This is a genomic window from Xanthomonas sp. 3498 (assembly GCF_014199795.1).
In the GTDB taxonomy this organism is placed as follows: Bacteria; Pseudomonadota; Gammaproteobacteria; order Xanthomonadales; family Xanthomonadaceae; genus Xanthomonas_A; species Xanthomonas_A rydalmerensis.
Window position 1 is genome coordinate 390021 of sequence record NZ_JACHOH010000001.1, and the last position, 17132, is coordinate 407152.

The window sequence follows — 17132 nt, forward strand, 5'->3', positions numbered from 1 at the left end:
CGGCGCGCCGCCGCCCGCGGGAGACGCGGGCCAGTGCAACGGACGCAGCCGCGTCCTTTCCCACCCAGCGCGCGCCCGATGCGATGCGCCAGGCAACCACGCGACCCTGCCGCAGCCGCGGCGCATGCCTCCCGTGTCCGCCTCCGCGCGGCCGCGCCGGCGGCGTGCGTGCGCCTGCGCCCGACGAGACCCGCACATGACCTCGCACGACGCTCCTCTGCTGATCCTCAGCCACGTCTGCCACCCGGCGGTGACCGATGGCTTCCTCCCCGCCGCGCAGCGCCTGGGCGTGCCGGTGCTGCTGCTGACCGACCATCGCCACGCGCACCTCGACCACTTCCGTCGCCATCCGCCGGCCGCACCGGTGCAGGTGCTGGAGTGCGACGTGTTCAATCCGCTGGGCGTGCTCGACCTGCTCGGCAGCCTGCCGCAGCCGCCGCGCGCGGTGTTCAGCAACAGCGACCACCTGCAGACCAGCGCCGCCGTGGTCGCCGCCGCACTCGGCGTGCCCGGCAAGGATTGGCAGGTCTGCTACGCGGCCAAGAACAAGGCGGCGATGCGCCAGCGGTTGTGCGCGCTCGGCCTGCCGGCGCCGTGGTTCTGCAGCCTGGCGCCGGGCGCGATGCCGCCGGCGCAGGCGCCCTGGCCGCTGATCGCCAAGCCGCGCGAAGGCGTGGCCAGCCTGGACGTGCGCCACTGCGCCGACGCGGCGACGCTGCAGGCTTACCTCGATGATTTCTGGCAGCGCCACCCGCAGCGCAGCGTGCTGCTGGAGAGCGTGCTGGAGGGCCCGTTGTTCACCCTGGAAACCCTGGGCGACGGACGCACCCTGCAGCCGATCGGCGGCTTCGACGTGCGACTGTCGGCGCCGCCACACTTCGTCGAGTGCGAGGCGCGCTGGCGTAGCGCCATCGACACCCCGGTGCTGCAGCAGGCGCTGGCGCAACTGCAGGCGTTCGGCATCGGCTTCGGCGTGTGCCACAGCGAGTTCATCCTCACCGCCGACGGCCCGGTGCTGGTGGAGATCAACTACCGCAGCATCGGCGACGGCCGCGAGTTCCTGCTCGATCGCCTGTTCGGCGGACACTGGTTCGACAGCGTGCTCGGCCTGCACCTGGGCCGGCCGCTGCCCACACTGCAGGCGCGCCGCGCACAGGCGCTGGTGCGCTACTACGTGGCCGAGCACGACGGCACGCTGGCGGTGGCCAGCGCCGACCACGGCAGCAGCGACGCGCATTGGGAAGCGCGCTACCGGCGCCTGCGGCAACCCGGCGACGCGATCCGCCTGAGCCATTCCAACAAGGATTACCTGGGCGTGCTGGACGTGCTCGCCGACACCGAGTCGGACCTGCAGCAGGCGCTGGCCAGCACCGAGGCGTCGCTGCACTGGCGCATCGACACCAGCACCGGAGTGGCGGCATGAGTCAGGACGCCGACCGCCGCTACATCGACCTGCGCGTGATCGACGCCTGCCTGCGCGAAGACCTGCGCGGCATCGTCAGCCGCGGCGCCGCCGCCACGCCGCCGCCGGCGGTGCTCGCCGCCTGGACGCAGGCGCCGCTGCCCGCGGACGCCACCTGGTGGCGCATCGCGCACCTGCCCGACGGCGAACTGTGGCTGCCGCTGCGCCGCGCCGGTTACCTGCAGACCGTAAGCGCCTGCAGCGACGGCTGGGTCCTGCACACCGCGCAGCACAGCGCCTACGAATCCGGCGCGGCGCAGTGGTTGGCGCGGCTGGGCGACGGGCTCGACGCGGAGACCCAGGCGCTGCACCGCGCCTATGTCGAGGAAGCCGACTGCGCGGTGCGCCAGCGCGCGCTGGCGCGGCAGGCCTACGCGCAGCAACGGCCGCTGCTGGCCACGGCGCTGGATGCCGCCGACGCGCACGAACGCGCCTACCGCTGCGAACAGCTGGCCAGCCACCGCGACCACCCGTTCTATCCCAGCGCGCGCGCCAAGCTCGGCCTGGACGACGCCGACCTGCCGCGCTACGCACCGGAGTTCGGCCCCAGCTTCGCGCTGCGCTGGCTGGCGCTGCCGGCCGCGCAGGTCACCCAGACCACGCCGCCGCCGGCGTTCTGGCCGCGCCCGGGCATGCTCGGCCTGGACCCGGCGCTGGACGCCGACCACGTCGCCTGGCCCGTGCACCCACTGATCTTCGCGCGGCTGGGCGAGGACGGCTTCGCCCTGCCGGGCGGCGCGATCGCCGCGCCGCAGCCGTGGCTGCAGGTGCGCCCGTCGCTGTCGCTGCGCACGGTGATCCCGCTGGCGTTTCCCGATCATCATCTGAAGCTGCCGGTACCGATGCGCACCCTCGGCGCGCTCAACCTGCGCCTGATCAAACCGTCCACGCTGTACGACGGGCACTGGTTCGAACGCGTGCTATGCGACCTGGCCGCGCACGATCCGGCGCTGGGCGAACGCTACCTGCACGTGGACGAGGCGCATGCCGGCCACGTCGGCGAGACACGGCATCTCTCCTATCTGCTGCGCCGCTATCCGGCACTCCCGGAGGCGACCCTGGTGCCGGTGGCCGGCCTGTGCGCGACGCTGCCGGACGGGCGGCCGCTGGCCGTGCACCTGGCCGAGCGCTTCCATGGCGGCGACCTCACCGCCTGGTGGGATAGCTACCTGGCGCTGATGTGCCAGGTGCACCTGCGGCTGTGGCTGCGCTACGGCATCGCGCTGGAGGCCAACCAGCAGAACAGCGTGCTGATCTACGCCGCCGGCCGCGCGCCGCGACTGCTGCTCAAGGACAACGACGCGGCGCGGGTGATGCTGTCGCGGCTGCACGCGCAACGGCCGGCGCTTGCAGCGTTGGGCGCGCCGCGCGACGCGCGCATCCTGGTGCAGGACGACGACGCGCTGGCGCGGATGTTCTGCACCATCATCCTGCAACTGGATCTGCAGGCGGTGCTGGAAGGGCTGACGGAATGGCAGCCGGGGCTGCGCGCGCCGCTGTACGCACTGCTGCGCGCGCGCCTGCACGGCACCCTGCGCGCGCTGCGCGAGGACGGCATCGACACCGCGCCGGCGCAGGCGCTGCTGGACGCCCCCACGCTGCCGGTGAAGTACCTGCTCAGCGCCGGCAGCCTGCTCGGCAAGCAGATCACCGGCGCGGCGGACATCAACAAGTTCTACGGCGACAGCGCGCCCAACCTGCTGCGCGAGGATGCGCTGGCGGCGCGCGCGGTCGCGGCCGGGGCGGCGCGATGAAGCGCCTCCTCGGCCCGGTGCTGGCCGCGCATTATCTGGCCGCCTTCACCGCGCTGGGCATGCCGCTGTTCCTGCCGCAGGTGCTGCAGCAGCTCGCGCCGGGCGCGGCGATCGGCTGGAGCGGCGTGTTGTACGTGCTGCCGACCCTGTGCACCGCGCTCACCGCCAGCGCCTGGGGCCGGCTGGCCGACCGCTACGGGCGCAAGCGCTCGCTGCTGCGCGCGCAACTCGGTCTGGCGCTGGGCTTCCTCATGGCCGGCTTCGCGCCGAACCTGGGCTGGCTGGTCGCCGGCCTGGTCGTGCAGGGCGCCTGCGGCGGCTCGCTGGCCGCGACCAACGCCTATCTCAGCAGCCAGGCGCAGAGTGGCTCGCTGGCGCGGGCGCTGGACTGGACCCAGTTCTCGGCGCGGCTGGCGATGGTCACCGCCCCGGCGCTGCTCGGCCTGGCCATCGCGCTGGGGCCGGCGCAATCGCTGTACCGCTATCTGGCGCTGCTGCCGCTGCTCGCCTTCGCGCTGAGCTGGCGGTTGCCGGCCGATCCGCCACGCGCGCCGGCGACAGCCGCATCCACAACCGCCATGCCGCAGGCGGATGCGGCGCAGCGCCGCCAGCGCTGGGCGCTGTGGGCCACGCAGTTCCTGTTCTGCTTCGCGATGGTGGTGACCTTTCCCTATTTCCTGCCGTACGCGCAGGCGCACGGCATCGGCAGCACTGCGGTCGCCGGCCTGCTGTACAGCCTGCCGCACCTGGTCTACCTGGTGCTGATGCCGTGCTGGCGCGGTCGCGACCACCGCGTGTCGCCGCTGCCGGCGGGGCTGACGCTGTTCGCACTGGCCTGCCTGCTGCAGATGGCGCCGCCGGCGCCCGGCTGGCTGATCGCGGCGCGGCTGCTGTTCGGCCTGGGCATGTGGATGGCGTTGCGCGGCCTCAACCGCACCCTGGCCGAGGTTGCGGGCGGGCGCGGCGCGGGCCAGCTGTTCGGCCGCTTCGATGCCGCCGGCAAGTACGCCGGCGTCGCCGGCGGTGCCCTCGCCGGTGCCCTGGTGCAAGGCCATGGCCTGGCCGTTCCGTTCCTCGCCGCCGCCGCGGCTGCCCTGCTGGCACTGCTGCCGGCCCTGATGCTCACGTCCGTTCGGAGAACCGTCCATGTCCCCGTTGCCGATGCATGACCCGTGGTACGACAGCCTGGCGCAAGCGCAGGCGATCACCTGCTGGCTCAACTGCTACCTGCGCGAAGTCGCGCTCGATCGCGGCCTGGCCGACTTCGACTACCGCGGCCGGGACCGGCCCGGTGTGGCCGCTGCGGGCGAACGCTGGCTACGCCTGCAGCTGCCCTCGGGCGCGACGCTGTGCGTGCGCCTGGCCCATGCCGACCGCCTGGGCCGCTGCCGCTTCGCTTCGGCGCCCTACCTGAAGGCCGACGGCCGTCCGTGGCACTGTCTGGACGCAGAGGCGCTGGTGCGCCTGCTGCTGCAGGAACTCAGCGAAGGCGAGCAGGCGCCCAACCTGGAACTGCTGGCGCAGAGCGCCAACAGCGTCGCCATCACCGCGCAGCTGCTGCGCCAGGCCGACGCCGCGCCGCCCACCGGTGAGGCGCTGATCGATGCCGAGCAGTCGATGCTGTGGGGCCACGCCTTCCATCCCACGCCCAAGAGCCGCGAGGGCGTGCCGCTGGACCAGGTGCTGGCGTGCGCGCCGGAAGCGCGCAGCGCGTTCCCGCTGTTCTGGTTCCGCATCGACCCGCGCCTGTACCGCGCGCAGGGCGATGACGTGCGCGCCGCGCTGGCGCAGGCCGGCGGTGGCGCCGACCTGTATCCCTGCCATCCGTGGGAAGCCGAGCGCGTCCTGGCGCATCCGCTGCTGCGCCAGGCGCAGGCGCGCGGCTGGATCGAACCGCTGGGCGAACGCGGCCTGGCGCTGCGCCCGACCTCGTCGGTGCGCACGCTGTACCACGCCGACCTGGATTACTTCCTCAAGCTGTCGGTGCACGTGCGCCTGACCAACTGCGTGCGCAAGAACGCCTGGTACGAATTGGAGAGCGCGGTGGCGCTGACCCGTCTGCTGGCGCCGGACTGGCAGGCGCTGGCGGAGCGCGTGCCCGGCTTCCACGTGCTGCTGGAGCCGGCCGCCACCGACCTGGATTTCTCCGCACTGGACGCCGATGCGCAGGCCTGCCGCGAGTTGGGCGAGAGCTTCGGCGTGCTGTACCGGCAGGCGATCCCGGCAGCGCAGCGCGCGCGCTATCGCCCGCAGGTGGCCGGTGCGCTGTTCACCAACGATGCGCGCGGCCAGCCGGCTTGCGCCGCTGCGCTGAAGACCCTGGCGCAGCGCACCGGCAGCAGCGCGGACGCGGCCACCGCGATCTGGTTCCGTGCCTACGCACAGCTGCTGCTGGACGGGGTGTGGAGCGCCTGGTTCGGCTACGGCATCGTGCTGGAGCCGCATCTGCAGAACACCGTGATCGGCTGCGAAGACGGCCTGCCGACGCAGGTGTGGATCCGCGACCTGGAAGGCACCAAGCTGCTGCCGTCGCGCTGGCCGGCCGCGCGCCTGCCCGGCATGTCCGAGACCGCGCGGCAATCGCTGTACTACAGCGCCGAACGCGGCTGGAACCGCATCGCCTACTGCGCGCTGGTCAACAACCTGGCCGAAGCGATCTTCCACCTCGCCGACGGCCACGACCGCCGCGAGCACCAGCTGTGGCAGATCGTCGGGGACATCGCCCGCCGCTGGCAGCAGCGCCACGGCGCACAGCCGGCGCTGCAGGCCCTGCTCGACGGCGCGCCGCTGCCGGCCAAGAACAACCTTCGCCTGCGCCTGCTGCAGCGCGCCGACCGCCATGCCGACTACAGTTTCCTGCCCAACCCGATCGGCAGCGCCGCGCTGCGGCAGGCAGCGGCATGAGCCTGCGCATCGATCCTGCCCCGCTGCACGCGGCGCTGGCGCGGCTGCGCGCGCAGGCAGACGGCCCGGTCTGCGCCTACGTCTACGACCTGGCGGCGCTGCAGGCGCACGCGGCGATGCTGCGCGCGCACCTGCCGGCCGAGTGCGACCTGTTCTATGCGGCCAAGGCCAACGCCGAGCCCCCCGTGCTGCGCACGCTGGCACCGTGGGTGGACGGCTTCGAGGCGGCCTCCGGTGGCGAGCTGCAGTGGCTGCACACGCATCAGCCGGGGCGCCGGCTGCTGTTCGGCGGCCCCGGCAAGCTCGACGCCGAACTGCAGCTGGCCGCCAGCCTGCCCGACTGCAGCGTGCACGTGGAAAGCCTGGGCGAGCTGCAGCGGCTTGCCCGCATCGCCGCGTCGGGTCCCCGCCCGCTGTCGGTATTCCTGCGCCTGAACATCGTGGTACCGGGCATGCAGGACACGCGCCTGGTGATGGGCGGGCGGCCCTCGCCGTTCGGCCTGGACGTGGACGACCTGGACGCGGCCATGCAGTTGCTGCGCGGCGCGACCGGGCTGCGCCTGGACGGCTTCCACTTCCACCTGCTGTCGCATCAGCGCGACGCGCAGTTGCAACTGCACCTGATCGCGCACTACCTGCAGACCGTACAGGGCTGGCGCCAGGCCTACGCCCTGGGACCGCTGACGGTGAACGCCGGCGGCGGCTTCGGTGTGGACTATGCCGACCCGGCGGCCTCGTTCGACTGGGCCGCGTTCTGCGCCGGGTTGCCGGCGCTGCTGCGCACGCATGGCGAAGGCCTGCGCCTGCGCCTGGAGCCGGGCCGCTACGTCAGCGCCGCCTGCGGCTGGTACCTGATGGAGGTGCTGGACATCAAGCGCAGCCATGGCGCGCACTTCGCCATCGGCCGCGGCGGCACCCATCATTTCCGCACGCCTGCCGCGCAGGGCCACGATCATCCGTTCCTGGTGCTGCGCGGCACGCAGCCGCCGCTGCTGCGCGATGCGCGGGTGACCCTGGTGGGGCAGCTGTGCACGCCCAAGGACGTGCTGGCCCGCGACCAGCCGGTGGCCGCGCTGGCGCCGGGCGACTGCCTGGCATTCCCGCTGGCCGGCGCCTACGCCTGGAACATCTCGCACCAGCAATTCCTGATGCATCCGCCGCCGCAGATGCTGTTCCTCGACGGCCCGGCGCAGGCCCCCGATGCCATGCCGCAGCGCCGCATTGCCGATCCGGCCGCCGCCGCGTCATGATCCGGTCACCCGTGCCGGCGCACCCTGCCGGCACACCCAACCGGAGCTGCCGCCATGACCCGTTGCGCCCGTCTCGCCGCTACCTGTTTGCTGCTGAGCTTCACCGCCGCCCCGCTGCTGGCCACCGCCGCGACCAAGCCGCAGACCGCGCAACAGACCTTGATGGCCAAGTGCTCGGCCCAGAACAAGGGCAAGAAAGGCGATGAGTACAAAAGCGCGCAGAAGGCCTGCCTCAGCGGCGGCACCGCCCCGGCGGCGGGCAACGCCTCCCAGCAACGCATGAAAGACTGCAACGCCCAGGCGGCCACGCAGAAACTGCAGGGCGATGCCCGCAAGACCTTCATGAGCGGCTGCCTCAAGAAGCAGTGAGCCCACTGGCCCCTCTCCCATCGGGAGAGGGGTTGGGGTGAGGGTACGGCGCGCAGCGCCAGCACAGGCAGCATTGGCATCTCCGCCAACCGCCGCGGATGCGGCCAACGCCGATGCAGGTATCGGCCGTCTTCCGGCCGCGGCCGGGTCTGATCGGAATCGCCCTGCCGCGTCCAAGACCAGAAGCTTCCCGACTCTGTGACATGCGGGCTGCCCGGATAAGCGCAAATGCCTGGTGGGGGAGAAACTTCAGTCCCGGCGGCTCTTGCACGGGACGCCTGCCCATCGGCAGCGGCGGGCCGCGCTGGCGAGAGAACGCATTCCCCATCAAGCTCCGGCGATCGCGGCCGATAACCGGTCGCCAGGGGCGACGAGCAAGCCGGGAATGGAAAGCAAACGACACGGCACTGCAGCGGGGTCCCGTCGATGAGTTGGGCGACCGAGGCGCTCGGGCTGCCGTCCGATGCCGATGCGCGCGCGATCAAGCGCGCTTATGCCAAACGCCTGAAAACCACCCGGCCCGACGACGACCCGGCCGCGTTCCAGCAGTTGTATGAAACCTATCAGGCAGCATTGGCCTGGGCGCAGACGGAAGCGGAAAGCGAAACGACGACGTTGCCGCCTTGCGCCGGCACGAGGGTCGAAGACGCAAACGCGGACGTCGACACGGCGCCGCGCCTGGCCTCCACCCCACGCGTCGAAGAGGCGCAGGTGCGACCACGGTCCCGCCCGCGAGCCGAAGCCGTGCGCGACCCCGCGCTGGAGGCCGAACTGGCGCAATGGCAGGACGATGCCTATGTGCAGGAGCGGGCCACGCGCATCCTTGCGGCGGCGCAGACCCTGCCCGCGGCGAAGTTCGGCCCCTGGTTGCGCGCGCTGCCGGAGCTGTGGTCCTTTGAGCTGCGTCCGCGCATCGGCCAGGCGATCCTCAGCCGCGTCGCGGACGATGACACGATCATGTCAGATGCGCTCTTCGACGCGTTGATCACCTGCTTTTCCGATGAGCAGGACAGCGAATTCCGCCATGCGCTGTGGACCAGCCGCGTGCTGGCGGTCGCCCTGGGGCAGTCGCCGGACTTTTTGGACCACTGGCTGTCGCAGCGGGTCACCACGCTTTCCGACGATGAGCATGGGGCGATCGGTGCGCTCGTGCTACGCACGCTGCGCGAACAGCGGGCCTCGCCGCAACTGGGGACCATCAAGGCGCTGTCGAAGGCCTTGCGATGGAGCCAGTTCGACTACGACCAGCATGATCGCTTATGGCTGCACGACGCCTGCAAAGCGGCGCGGATACAAGAACGCATGCAGCGACGGCTGGCCGCGCTGCTCCCTGGCAGTGACTCGGCGGCGCTGGCCGAAGAGTTGGAAGCGGCTCATTGGCAGAAGATGACGCCGCGCCAGGCCGCAGCGTTGAGAGCATGTGTGGTGGGGTCGCCATCGCGCTGGCGCTGCTTCCTGTCCGCCTTGCTGCCGGTGCGGCCGATGCGAATGTACCGCTTCTGCGGCATCGTCGAGCAATGGTTCCCCGACGGCTTGCCAGCATCACTGCAGCCGCGCCACGTGCGTTTTTGGAAACAGCTCGGCGACCCGCAGCGTCCGCATGGCTGGCAATTGGCCATCAACCTGACCCGCGGGTTGGCGGTCGCCGCCCTGGTTGCCATCTGCGCAATCTTGATGCTGCCGTTTGCCGGCACAGCTAGCATTTCACTGACGTTCCCTGTGCTCGCGACCGGACTGGCGATCTGGAGTGCGCTGGTGCTGGCGCAGATGGCCGCCCGCTGGCAGGCACGCACCACGCTAACGGGCACAGGCAAGCGTCTAGCGCACTGCTGGGCGCTGCCGGCAGCCAGTGCCTTCGTTTTGACCGTGATGCGCAGTGGCACCTATGGGGCTGCCATTAGCGCAGCGCTTGCGTATGCCGCTGTGTTTCGTGTGACCGGACGCATGGAGGCCGATTCACGAACAGCGAGCATGCCCATGCTCACCTTTGTCGCACTTGGCACGCCTGCCCTAATTGCAGCGCAAGCGGGCGCCTGGCCCGGCACCCTGTTCGCCCTGCTGCTCTGGGCGATTTCGTTCATCCAGGACACGCAGCGTCAGGCGCTGCAAAGGCAGCGATAGCACTTTTTGCAACGGACGGAACACAAGGATTCGCACATGATTGTAGGTATCGACCTCGGCACCACCCACTCGTTGATCGGCGTGCACGATGCCGAAGGGGGGCGCCTGTTCGCCAATCCGCACGGCAGCCTGCTGACCCCGTCGGTGGTCAGCATTGACGACGATGGCACCCTGCTGGTCGGCCAGCCCGCCCGCGAGCGCCTGGTGAGCCATCCGCACCACAGCGTGGCCGCATTCAAGCGCTGGATGGGAAGCCCGCGCGAGACCAAGTTGGGGCAACGCAGTTTTCGCCCGGAAGAGCTGTCGGCGCTGATCTTGCGCTCGCTGATCGCCGATGCCGAAGCCGCGCTGGGCAGCAAGATCGAGGAAGCGGTCATCAGTGTCCCGGCATATTTCTCAGATGCGCAACGCAAGGCCACCCGGGTGGCCGGCGAGTTGGCCGGCATCCGCGTCGAACGGCTGATCAACGAGCCGACCGCGGCCGCGCTGGCCTATGGGCTGCAGGAACGCGGCGGCGAAGGCCGCGTGCTGGTGCTCGATCTCGGTGGCGGCACCTTCGACGTTTCCCTGCTGGAGATGTTCGACGGCGTGGTCGAAGTCCATGCCAGCGCGGGCGACAACTTCCTCGGCGGCGAGGACTTCCTGCAAGTGCTGGTCGACGGCTTCTGTAGCGAGCATCGGCTCGATCCCGCCAAGCTCGCGCCGGGGGACAGCGCCCAACTGCGGCGCCGCATCGAACAACTCAAGCGCGACCTGAGCACACAGCCACAGGGCGCGGTGAGCCTGAACATCGCCGGACAGGCCTACAGCTGGGAGCTCGACGAGTCCCGTTTCGCCCAGCTGGCCGAACCCTTGCTGCAGCGCATGCGCTTGCCGATCGAGCGTGCGCTGCGGGATGCCAAGCTGCGGCCCTCGGAGCTGGACGATATCGTGCTGGTCGGCGGTGCGGTGCGCATGCCGATGATCAGCCGGCTAGCCACGCGCATGCTCGGCCGGCTGCCGCTGCGTCATGTCAACCCCGACCATGCGATCGCCCTGGGCGCGGTGGTGGCGGCGGGCCTGAAAAGCCGCGACGAGAGCCTGCGCGAGGTGGTGCTGACCGACGTCTGCCCCTACACGCTGGGCACGCAGGTGGCGCGCCAGGGCGGCGATGGGCAACTGCGCAGCGGCTACTTCCACCCCATCATTCCGCGCAACAGCGTGGTCCCGGTGAGCCGCGAGGACCGCTTCCACCCCATCCACGAGCAGCAAACCCAGTTGGTCATCGATGTGTACCAGGGCGAGAACCCCATGGTCGAGCGCAACATCAAGCTGGGCGAGTTGCGCATCGCCCTGGATCCCAAGCGCCCGCGCAGCGAGCAGAGCGTGCTGACCCGCTTCACCTACGACGTGGACGGCTTGCTGCAGGTCGAGGTGATCGAGGAAGCCACCGGCAAACGCCACGAACTGATCCTCGAGCAGAATCCCGGCCTGCTCGACCGCGACGAGATCGCCAGGCGCTTGCAGGCGCTGGCCGAACTCAAGGTCCATCCGCGCGACCAGCAGCAGAACCTGGCATTGCTGGCGCGCGTTGAGCGTGTGTACGAGGAGTACATCGACGCACGCCAGATGGTGCAACGCTGGCTCGATCAGTTCCGCGAAGTGCTGGAAAGCCAGGACCTGACGCGCATCGAACGCCATCGCGAAGAACTCGCCCAGGCCCTGGACGAGCTGGAAGCGCGCGCATGAGCTGGGCATTGTCGGCGCTGGGACTGGCCGAGGACGCGGACGAGCGCGCCATCAAGCGCGCCTATGCGGCACGCCTGAAGGTGACCCGCCCGGACGATGACCCAGCCGGCTTCCAGCAACTGCACGAGACCTATCAGGCGGCGCTCGGATGGGCGCGGCAATTCGCCGCCGATCGCGCGGCCGACCGTTCCATCGACGCGCTGCACGCCGATGACGACGCACTGCAGATGCAGGCGGCGGACGCAGCCGCAGCGGCTTCCCTTCCGCAGGAAGCCGCATCCGTCGCCGTCGCCGATTCCGACGCCGCCCGATCGCCACCGCCGCACGTCTCCGACACGCACGCGGCAACGCGCACGGTCGCTGCCGACGATGCACTACTGGAGCTGCAGGTGGCGGAAGCGCCCGCACCGCGCTCCCTTCCGCAGCAAGCCGCATCCGCCACTGCCGCCGATCCTGGCGCCGCCCCTTCACCACCGCCGCAGGCCTCCGACGCGCGCGCGGCGCCGCGCACGGTCGCCGCCGAGTGGCTCGCGCCAACCCCGGCGGACCTGCCGCCCCTCGACATCGCGCAGATGCAGTTGCGCATCCTGCATCAGGCGCAGCGGCTGGAACCGGAACCGCTGCGCGCCTGGCTGTTCGCGCAACCGGAGCTGTGGTCGCTGGAAAGCAAATCGCAGATCGGCGCGGACCTGCAACAGCATCTGCTCGACCACGATGAGGAAGCGCTCAGCACCTACCACTATGCGGTGCTGGCCGAATTCTTCGACTGGGAGGGCGCGCTGGATGCGCCCGATCCCTACCTGGTGCAGCATGCCTGCGCACGGATGCACCGGCGCTGGCTGTTGCAACCGGCCGGGCATGCGGAGCTGAGTGACGCGCTGCGGCGCCGCGGCGACAGCGCGGCGTCGGTTCCGCATGTGCGCAAACTGCTGGCGCTGCTGGGGTCTGCGCCGTCGGACGGCGCGGTGCTGGCGGCCATGCTGCGGCCAGGCCGCCCCACCAGTGCGCGGCTGCTGCTCGACCTGATCGGCTACGTGCCCGATGGCCGCAAGCCGCCGCGGCCGCTGGATCGCAGTCGCGCCGCCGCCTGGTATCTGGCCGGCGAACGCAACAGGTTCACGCCGATCGCCGCCATGCTCGGCGTGGCGCGCAGCCTGATCGCCGCCGCGGTCGTCCTGTTGCTGTTCCTGCTGTTGGCGATGATCGACCGCAACCCGGCACCCGGAATGTCGCCGGTACTGAAGGCCGGCTTCTATGCCGCCGCCCTCATCGTCGGCGGCTGGATCGCCTGGGACGCCTTCAGCTCGCTGCTGCGTTGGCAATCGCGGCACGAAGCCGACCCATGCGTCCGCCGCCCGCTGTTGCAGCGCTTCTTCATCCCGGTAGCCGCCGCGATGGCCACCGCCTGGATCATGGCCGGCAAGCCCCATGTCGCCGCAGCCATCGCGCTGCCATTGCTGGTGATCGCCATTGTGCGATGGGCGCGACGCGCCGGCTTCCGGCTTCAACTACAGTGGAACTGGGGTTGGGCGTGGCTCGGGTTCATTGGTCTCAAGTTCGGCCTCTTGGGCATCGGCGTCTTGATCGTCTATCCGCAAGCCACCCTCGGCGCCACCGCGATTGCGTGGCTGAGCGATCTGATTTCGCAACGAAACGCGCGCAGGAAGGCGCTGCGCTGAGCGAATCGAGCGCCCCTCAGCCGGCCATCAAGCCAATCACGCCCGCGGCGCCGACACCGGCACCGCGGGCGCCTCGGCATGCAGCGGCAGCCCCGCATGGTCCACCGGGATCGGCGCGTAGTCCTCGCCGAACGCCACCTCGCCCGGCGTCCATCCGGAGCGGCGCCGCACCGCGCCCCAGAAGCGCTTGAGTCCTTCCCACTGCAACGCGACCAGGCCCAGCTCGTTGTCTCGGTCCACCATCGGATCGCCCACTCCGGTCGGCCGCACCGGCTCGCCGTACAGCGCGGTGCCGAACAGCACGTCCCAGAACGCGAACACCTGGCCGAAGTTGCAGTTGTGCAGGCCGGGCCGCTCCGGGTCCACGCGCATGTGGTGCAGGCGATGGAACGGCGGATCGACCAGGAGTTTGTTGAACACCGGGCCGAAACCGAAGCGCACGTTGGCGTGCGACAGGTTCTGCACCAGTTCGCCGAGCAGCATCAACCAGGCGAACTCGTCGGCCTCGATGCCGAAGGCGATGCCCACGGCGGCCAGCACGAACGACTGCAGCATGCCGTCCAGGTAGTTGCTGCGGTCATTGGCCCAGCAGCTGAGCTGGCGTTGGCTGTGGTGCATGCTGTGCATCGCCCACCACCACGGCATCCAGTGCTGCACCCGGTGCATCCAGTAGTAGGTGAAGTCGTAGGCCAGGTAGTACAGCGCGAACAGCACCAGCGGATGCTGGTCCAGCCATGGCCAGGCATGGCGCAGGCCCGTCTCCGGCGCCGCCGCGGCATTGGGGTCGGCGCCGCCCAGTGCGTTGACCACCGGCGTCAGGATCAGGAACGAGAACAGCGGGAACACCCCGATCAGCATCAGCCAGGTGTAGTGGAAGTCGATGCGCGCCAGGCGCCGGTGTTCCCAGCGCTCGGCCGGCCACAGGCTCTCCAGCGGCCGGAACAGCACGCCGATGATGGACAGCTGCAGGGCCGCCACCAGCAGCGAGGCGGCGATGTCGTGCGGATCGTCGCTGAGCCCGGTCAGGTGCAGCGCCGCCAACAGCGGCGCGACGGCGTGGCTGGCGACCAGGTCGACCAGCGTGGACCAGGCGTGAGCAATGGACGAGACCATGGCGATGACAGGCATGCGAAGACTGCGATGGTGGCGCGACGGCCGGCGCGACAGCATGCTGCCGCTGGCTTTCGCCAAGCTGTCCGTGCCGGCGGAGGCCGATCGCGACCGCCGCGCTACTGCGCCGCAGCGGCGCCCGGGCGCCGGCTCGGCAGAAACGCCGCGACGATGCCCAGCAGCGGCAGGAACGACATCACCTGGTACACGAAGACGATGCCGCGGTGGTCGGCGAGCAGGCCCAGCACCGCCGCGCCCAGCCCGCCCATGCCGAAGGCGAAGCCGAAGAACAGCCCGGAGATGGTGCCGATACGTCCGGGCATCATCTCCTGCGCGTACACCAGGATCGCCGAGAACGCCGAGGACAGCACGAAGCCGATCAGCACGGTCAATGCGGTGGCCGCATGCAGGCCCACGTGCGGCAGCGCCAGCGCGAACGGCGCCACGCCCAGGATCGACACCCAGATCACCGGCTTGCGGCCGATGCGGTCGCCGACCGGGCCGCCGATCAGCGTGCCCAGCGCCGAGGCCAGCAGGAACGCGAACAGGTGCAGCTGCGCGCTCTGCACCGAGAGGCCGAAGCGCTGGATCAGGTAGAACGTGTAGTAGCTGCTCAGCCCGGCGATGTAGAAGTACTTGGAGAAGATCAGCAGCAGCAGGATGCCGACGATCCGCACCACCGTGGCGCGCGGCAGCGCCGGCACCGCCGCGACCGGCCGCGGCGCCGCACGCGCGGCCTGCAGGTGCAGCGCGTACCAGCGCCCGACGTAGGACAGCAGGGCGATGCCGAGCAGCGCCGCGCCGCCGAACCAGGCCACGCTGTGGCGGCCGTTGGGCACGATCACCGCCGCGGCGATCAGCGGCCCCAGCGCAGTGCCGGTGTTGCCGCCGACCTGGAACACCGATTGGGCCAGGCCATGGCGGCCGCCCGAAGCCAGCCGCGCGATGCGCGAGGATTCGGGATGGAAGATCGCCGAGCCGATCCCGACCAGGGCCGCCGCCAGCAGCACCATGCCGAAGCTCGGCGCATAGGCCAGCAGCAACAATCCGCACAGCGTGGAACCCATGCCCATCGGCAGCGAGTACGGCGCCGGCCGGCGGTCGGTGCGCAGCCCGATCAGCGGCTGGAACAGCGAGGCGGTGATCTGGTACGTGAGGGTGATCAGGCCGACCTGGGCGAAGCTGAGCTGGAACTGGCCCTTGAGCACCGGATACAGCGCCAGGATCAGCGACTGCATCATGTCGTTGATCAGGTGCGAGGAGGTGATCGCGGCCAGGACGCCGGAGGCGAGCTTGCGCGGGGCGGCGGTGCCAGTAGCGGAGGAAACGACGGGCGCAGCAGGACGCAGAGTGGACATGGCGGGACGGGCATTGCCGGGAGTGCGTGCATGGTAGGCTTCCCTGCCCCGACCTTCTTGCGCGACATGCCCAGCAACCATCGCAAAAAGGGCGCACTGGTACCGCGCTCCACCCGCAATGCGGACGACGCGCCGGCCGACGTGGTGTGCAAGGCCGTCGACTACGCACCCGACAGCGCGATCGCCCCGCACCGGCATGCGCGCCATCAATTGATCTACGCGGCGTCCGGACTGATGGTGGTGCGTTCGGGCCAGGGCCACTGGGTGGTGCCGAGCACGCGGGCCCTGTGGATCCCCGCCGGCACCGAGCACAGCGTGCGCTGGATCGGCAGCTTGCACATGCGCAGCCTGTACATCCGTCCCACCGCCATCGCCGGCATGCCCGACACGCCGGCGGTGATGGCGGTGGAGCCGCTGCTGGAAGCGCTGATCCGCAGCGCCGCGGAGATCCCCTGGGACCATGCCGCCGACTCGCGCGACGGGCGGCTGATGCGGCTGATCCTGGACGAACTGCATGCGCTGCCGGCGCTGCCGCTGTACCTGCCGCAGCCGCGCGATCCGCGCCTGCTGCGCATCGCCGCCGCGCTCGACGCCGACCCGGCCGATGCCACCACCCTGCACGCCTGGGCCGCGGAACTGGGCGTGGACGTCAAGACCATCCAGCGCCTGTGCCAGCGCGAACTGCAGATGCGCTTCGGCCAGTGGCGGCAGCAGCTGCGCCTGCTGCGCGGGCTGGAGCGGCTGGCCGCCGGCGACCGCATCATCGACGTGGCGGTGGAACTGGGCTACGACAGTCCCAGCGCGTTCACCGCCATGTTCAAGCGTCAGTTCGGTCAGCCGCCGAGCCAGTTCTTTCGCTAGCGACGCAGGCATCGCGGCGGCGGCGCATCGACAGGGCGACGGCTAGCACCCGGCCAACACGACCGCGCTGTTCGCGCAGCCAGGCGCCTGCGTCGAGACCATGAGCACCGCTGGCGGCCATGCCGCTGGCGATCAGGCGTCAGCTTTGGATTCGGAGACGGCGGACGCGCGACGCTCGCTGATGCGCTCGACCATCTGCATGTGCTGCGTGCCCCACTCGCACAGCCCTACCAGCGCCGCCGCCAGGGACTGCCCGAACGGCGTCAGCGAGTACTCGACCCTGGGCGGGATCTCCTGGAAATCGATGCGCGCAACGATCAGGTCGCGTTCCAGCTCCTTGAGCTGCTGGATCAGCACCTTGTCGGTCACCCCGCCGATGGCACGCCGCAACTCGCCGTAGCGGTGAACGTTCATCGCCAGGTTGTAGAGAATCAGCGGCTTCCACTTGCCGCTGAGCACGGACAGCGCGGCCTCGAGACCGCAACGAAATGTGGGGTTGGCCATGATCGCTCGCTCCGAAGGCACTTACCAAATTG

Annotated in this window: 13 protein-coding genes; 10 read left to right on the forward strand and 3 right to left on the reverse strand. The window is 70.5% G+C overall.

What is annotated here, in order from left to right; all coding sequences use genetic code 11:
• Positions 1–196 precede the first annotated feature (196 nt).
• The 9 genes from GGR66_RS01565 to GGR66_RS21090 all read left to right on the forward strand — a co-directional run bounded on the left by GGR66_RS01565 (position 197) and on the right by GGR66_RS21090 (position 13267).
• Positions 197–1423: a siderophore biosynthesis protein PvsA gene (locus GGR66_RS01565; protein WP_184446973.1), complete on the forward strand. Its 1227-nt coding sequence runs from the start codon at positions 197–199 to the stop codon at positions 1421–1423.
• On the forward strand, positions 1420–3216 hold the full coding sequence (locus tag GGR66_RS01570; protein WP_184446974.1) for an IucA/IucC family siderophore biosynthesis protein: 1797 nt from the start codon (positions 1420–1422) through the stop codon (positions 3214–3216). Before GGR66_RS01565 ends, GGR66_RS01570 begins: the two co-directional genes overlap by 4 nt.
• Positions 3213–4385: an MFS transporter gene (locus GGR66_RS01575; protein WP_184446975.1), complete on the forward strand. Its 1173-nt coding sequence runs from the start codon at positions 3213–3215 to the stop codon at positions 4383–4385. Before GGR66_RS01570 ends, GGR66_RS01575 begins: the two co-directional genes overlap by 4 nt.
• Positions 4363–6120: an IucA/IucC family protein gene (locus GGR66_RS01580; RefSeq protein WP_184446976.1), complete on the forward strand. Its 1758-nt coding sequence runs from the start codon at positions 4363–4365 to the stop codon at positions 6118–6120. The genes GGR66_RS01575 and GGR66_RS01580 overlap by 23 nt, the downstream gene beginning before the upstream one ends.
• Positions 6117–7370 (forward strand): type III PLP-dependent enzyme, encoded by a 1254-nt coding sequence (locus GGR66_RS01585; RefSeq protein ID WP_184446977.1) that lies wholly within the window; start codon positions 6117–6119, stop codon positions 7368–7370. Before GGR66_RS01580 ends, GGR66_RS01585 begins: the two co-directional genes overlap by 4 nt.
• 54 nt (positions 7371–7424) lie before the next feature.
• Positions 7425–7739 carry a PsiF family protein gene (locus GGR66_RS01590; RefSeq protein WP_160969092.1) on the forward strand — a complete coding sequence of 105 codons (315 nt, stop codon included), beginning with the start codon at positions 7425–7427 and terminating at the stop codon, positions 7737–7739.
• 426 nt (positions 7740–8165) lie between these two features.
• Complete coding sequence (locus GGR66_RS21085; protein WP_255421547.1) at positions 8166–9860, forward strand: J domain-containing protein; 1695 nt, start codon at positions 8166–8168, stop codon at positions 9858–9860.
• A gap of 36 nt (positions 9861–9896) precedes the next feature.
• On the forward strand, positions 9897–11588 hold the full coding sequence (locus GGR66_RS01600) for a molecular chaperone HscC (RefSeq protein WP_184446978.1): 1692 nt from the start codon (positions 9897–9899) through the stop codon (positions 11586–11588).
• Positions 11589–11668: 80 nt separating this feature from the next.
• Positions 11669–13267: a hypothetical protein gene (locus GGR66_RS21090; protein WP_317844786.1), complete on the forward strand. Its 1599-nt coding sequence runs from the start codon at positions 11669–11671 to the stop codon at positions 13265–13267.
• 36 nt (positions 13268–13303) lie between these two features.
• Here GGR66_RS21090 and GGR66_RS01610 read toward each other — a convergent pair whose 3' ends face one another.
• Both GGR66_RS01610 and GGR66_RS01615 read right to left on the reverse strand, forming a co-directional pair.
• Complete coding sequence (locus GGR66_RS01610) at positions 13304–14395, reverse strand: sterol desaturase family protein (protein WP_184446979.1); 1092 nt, start codon at positions 14393–14395, stop codon at positions 13304–13306.
• 101 nt (positions 14396–14496) lie between these two features.
• A complete protein-coding gene (locus GGR66_RS01615; RefSeq protein ID WP_184446980.1) occupies positions 14497–15735 on the reverse strand; it encodes an MFS transporter in 1239 nt (412 codons plus the stop codon).
• A 30-nt stretch (positions 15736–15765) separates the two neighbouring features.
• Here GGR66_RS01615 and GGR66_RS01620 point away from each other — a divergent pair, with 30 nt between their 5' ends.
• Positions 15766–16596 (forward strand): helix-turn-helix transcriptional regulator, encoded by an 831-nt coding sequence (locus tag GGR66_RS01620; protein WP_255421549.1) that lies wholly within the window; start codon positions 15766–15768, stop codon positions 16594–16596.
• A 132-nt stretch (positions 16597–16728) separates the two neighbouring features.
• Here the strand turns inward: GGR66_RS01620 and GGR66_RS01625 are convergent, their stop codons facing one another.
• A complete protein-coding gene (locus GGR66_RS01625) occupies positions 16729–17100 on the reverse strand; it encodes a helix-turn-helix domain-containing protein (RefSeq protein WP_167087993.1) in 372 nt (123 codons plus the stop codon).
• Between the last annotated feature and the right edge of the window lie 32 nt (positions 17101–17132).

Excerpts from the sequence above, each read along its gene's own strand:
- GGR66_RS01565 (WP_184446973.1), top strand. The coding sequence starts at position 197 with ATGACCTCGCACGACGCTCCTCTGCTGATCCTCAGCCACGTCTGCCAC.
- GGR66_RS01570 (WP_184446974.1), top strand. The coding sequence starts at position 1,420 with ATGAGTCAGGACGCCGACCGCCGCTACATCGACCTGCGCGTGATCGAC.
- GGR66_RS01575 (WP_184446975.1), top strand. The coding sequence starts at position 3,213 with ATGAAGCGCCTCCTCGGCCCGGTGCTGGCCGCGCATTATCTGGCCGCC.
- GGR66_RS01580 (WP_184446976.1), top strand. The coding sequence starts at position 4,363 with ATGTCCCCGTTGCCGATGCATGACCCGTGGTACGACAGCCTGGCGCAA.
- GGR66_RS01585 (WP_184446977.1), top strand. The coding sequence starts at position 6,117 with ATGAGCCTGCGCATCGATCCTGCCCCGCTGCACGCGGCGCTGGCGCGG.
- GGR66_RS01590 (WP_160969092.1), top strand. The coding sequence starts at position 7,425 with ATGACCCGTTGCGCCCGTCTCGCCGCTACCTGTTTGCTGCTGAGCTTC.
- GGR66_RS21085 (WP_255421547.1), top strand. The coding sequence starts at position 8,166 with ATGAGTTGGGCGACCGAGGCGCTCGGGCTGCCGTCCGATGCCGATGCG.
- GGR66_RS01600 (WP_184446978.1), top strand. The coding sequence starts at position 9,897 with ATGATTGTAGGTATCGACCTCGGCACCACCCACTCGTTGATCGGCGTG.
- GGR66_RS01610 (WP_184446979.1), bottom strand. The coding sequence starts at position 14,395 with ATGCCTGTCATCGCCATGGTCTCGTCCATTGCTCACGCCTGGTCCACG.
- GGR66_RS01615 (WP_184446980.1), bottom strand. The coding sequence starts at position 15,735 with ATGTCCACTCTGCGTCCTGCTGCGCCCGTCGTTTCCTCCGCTACTGGC.
- GGR66_RS01620 (WP_255421549.1), top strand. The coding sequence starts at position 15,766 with ATGGTAGGCTTCCCTGCCCCGACCTTCTTGCGCGACATGCCCAGCAAC.
- GGR66_RS01625 (WP_167087993.1), bottom strand. The coding sequence starts at position 17,100 with ATGGCCAACCCCACATTTCGTTGCGGTCTCGAGGCCGCGCTGTCCGTG.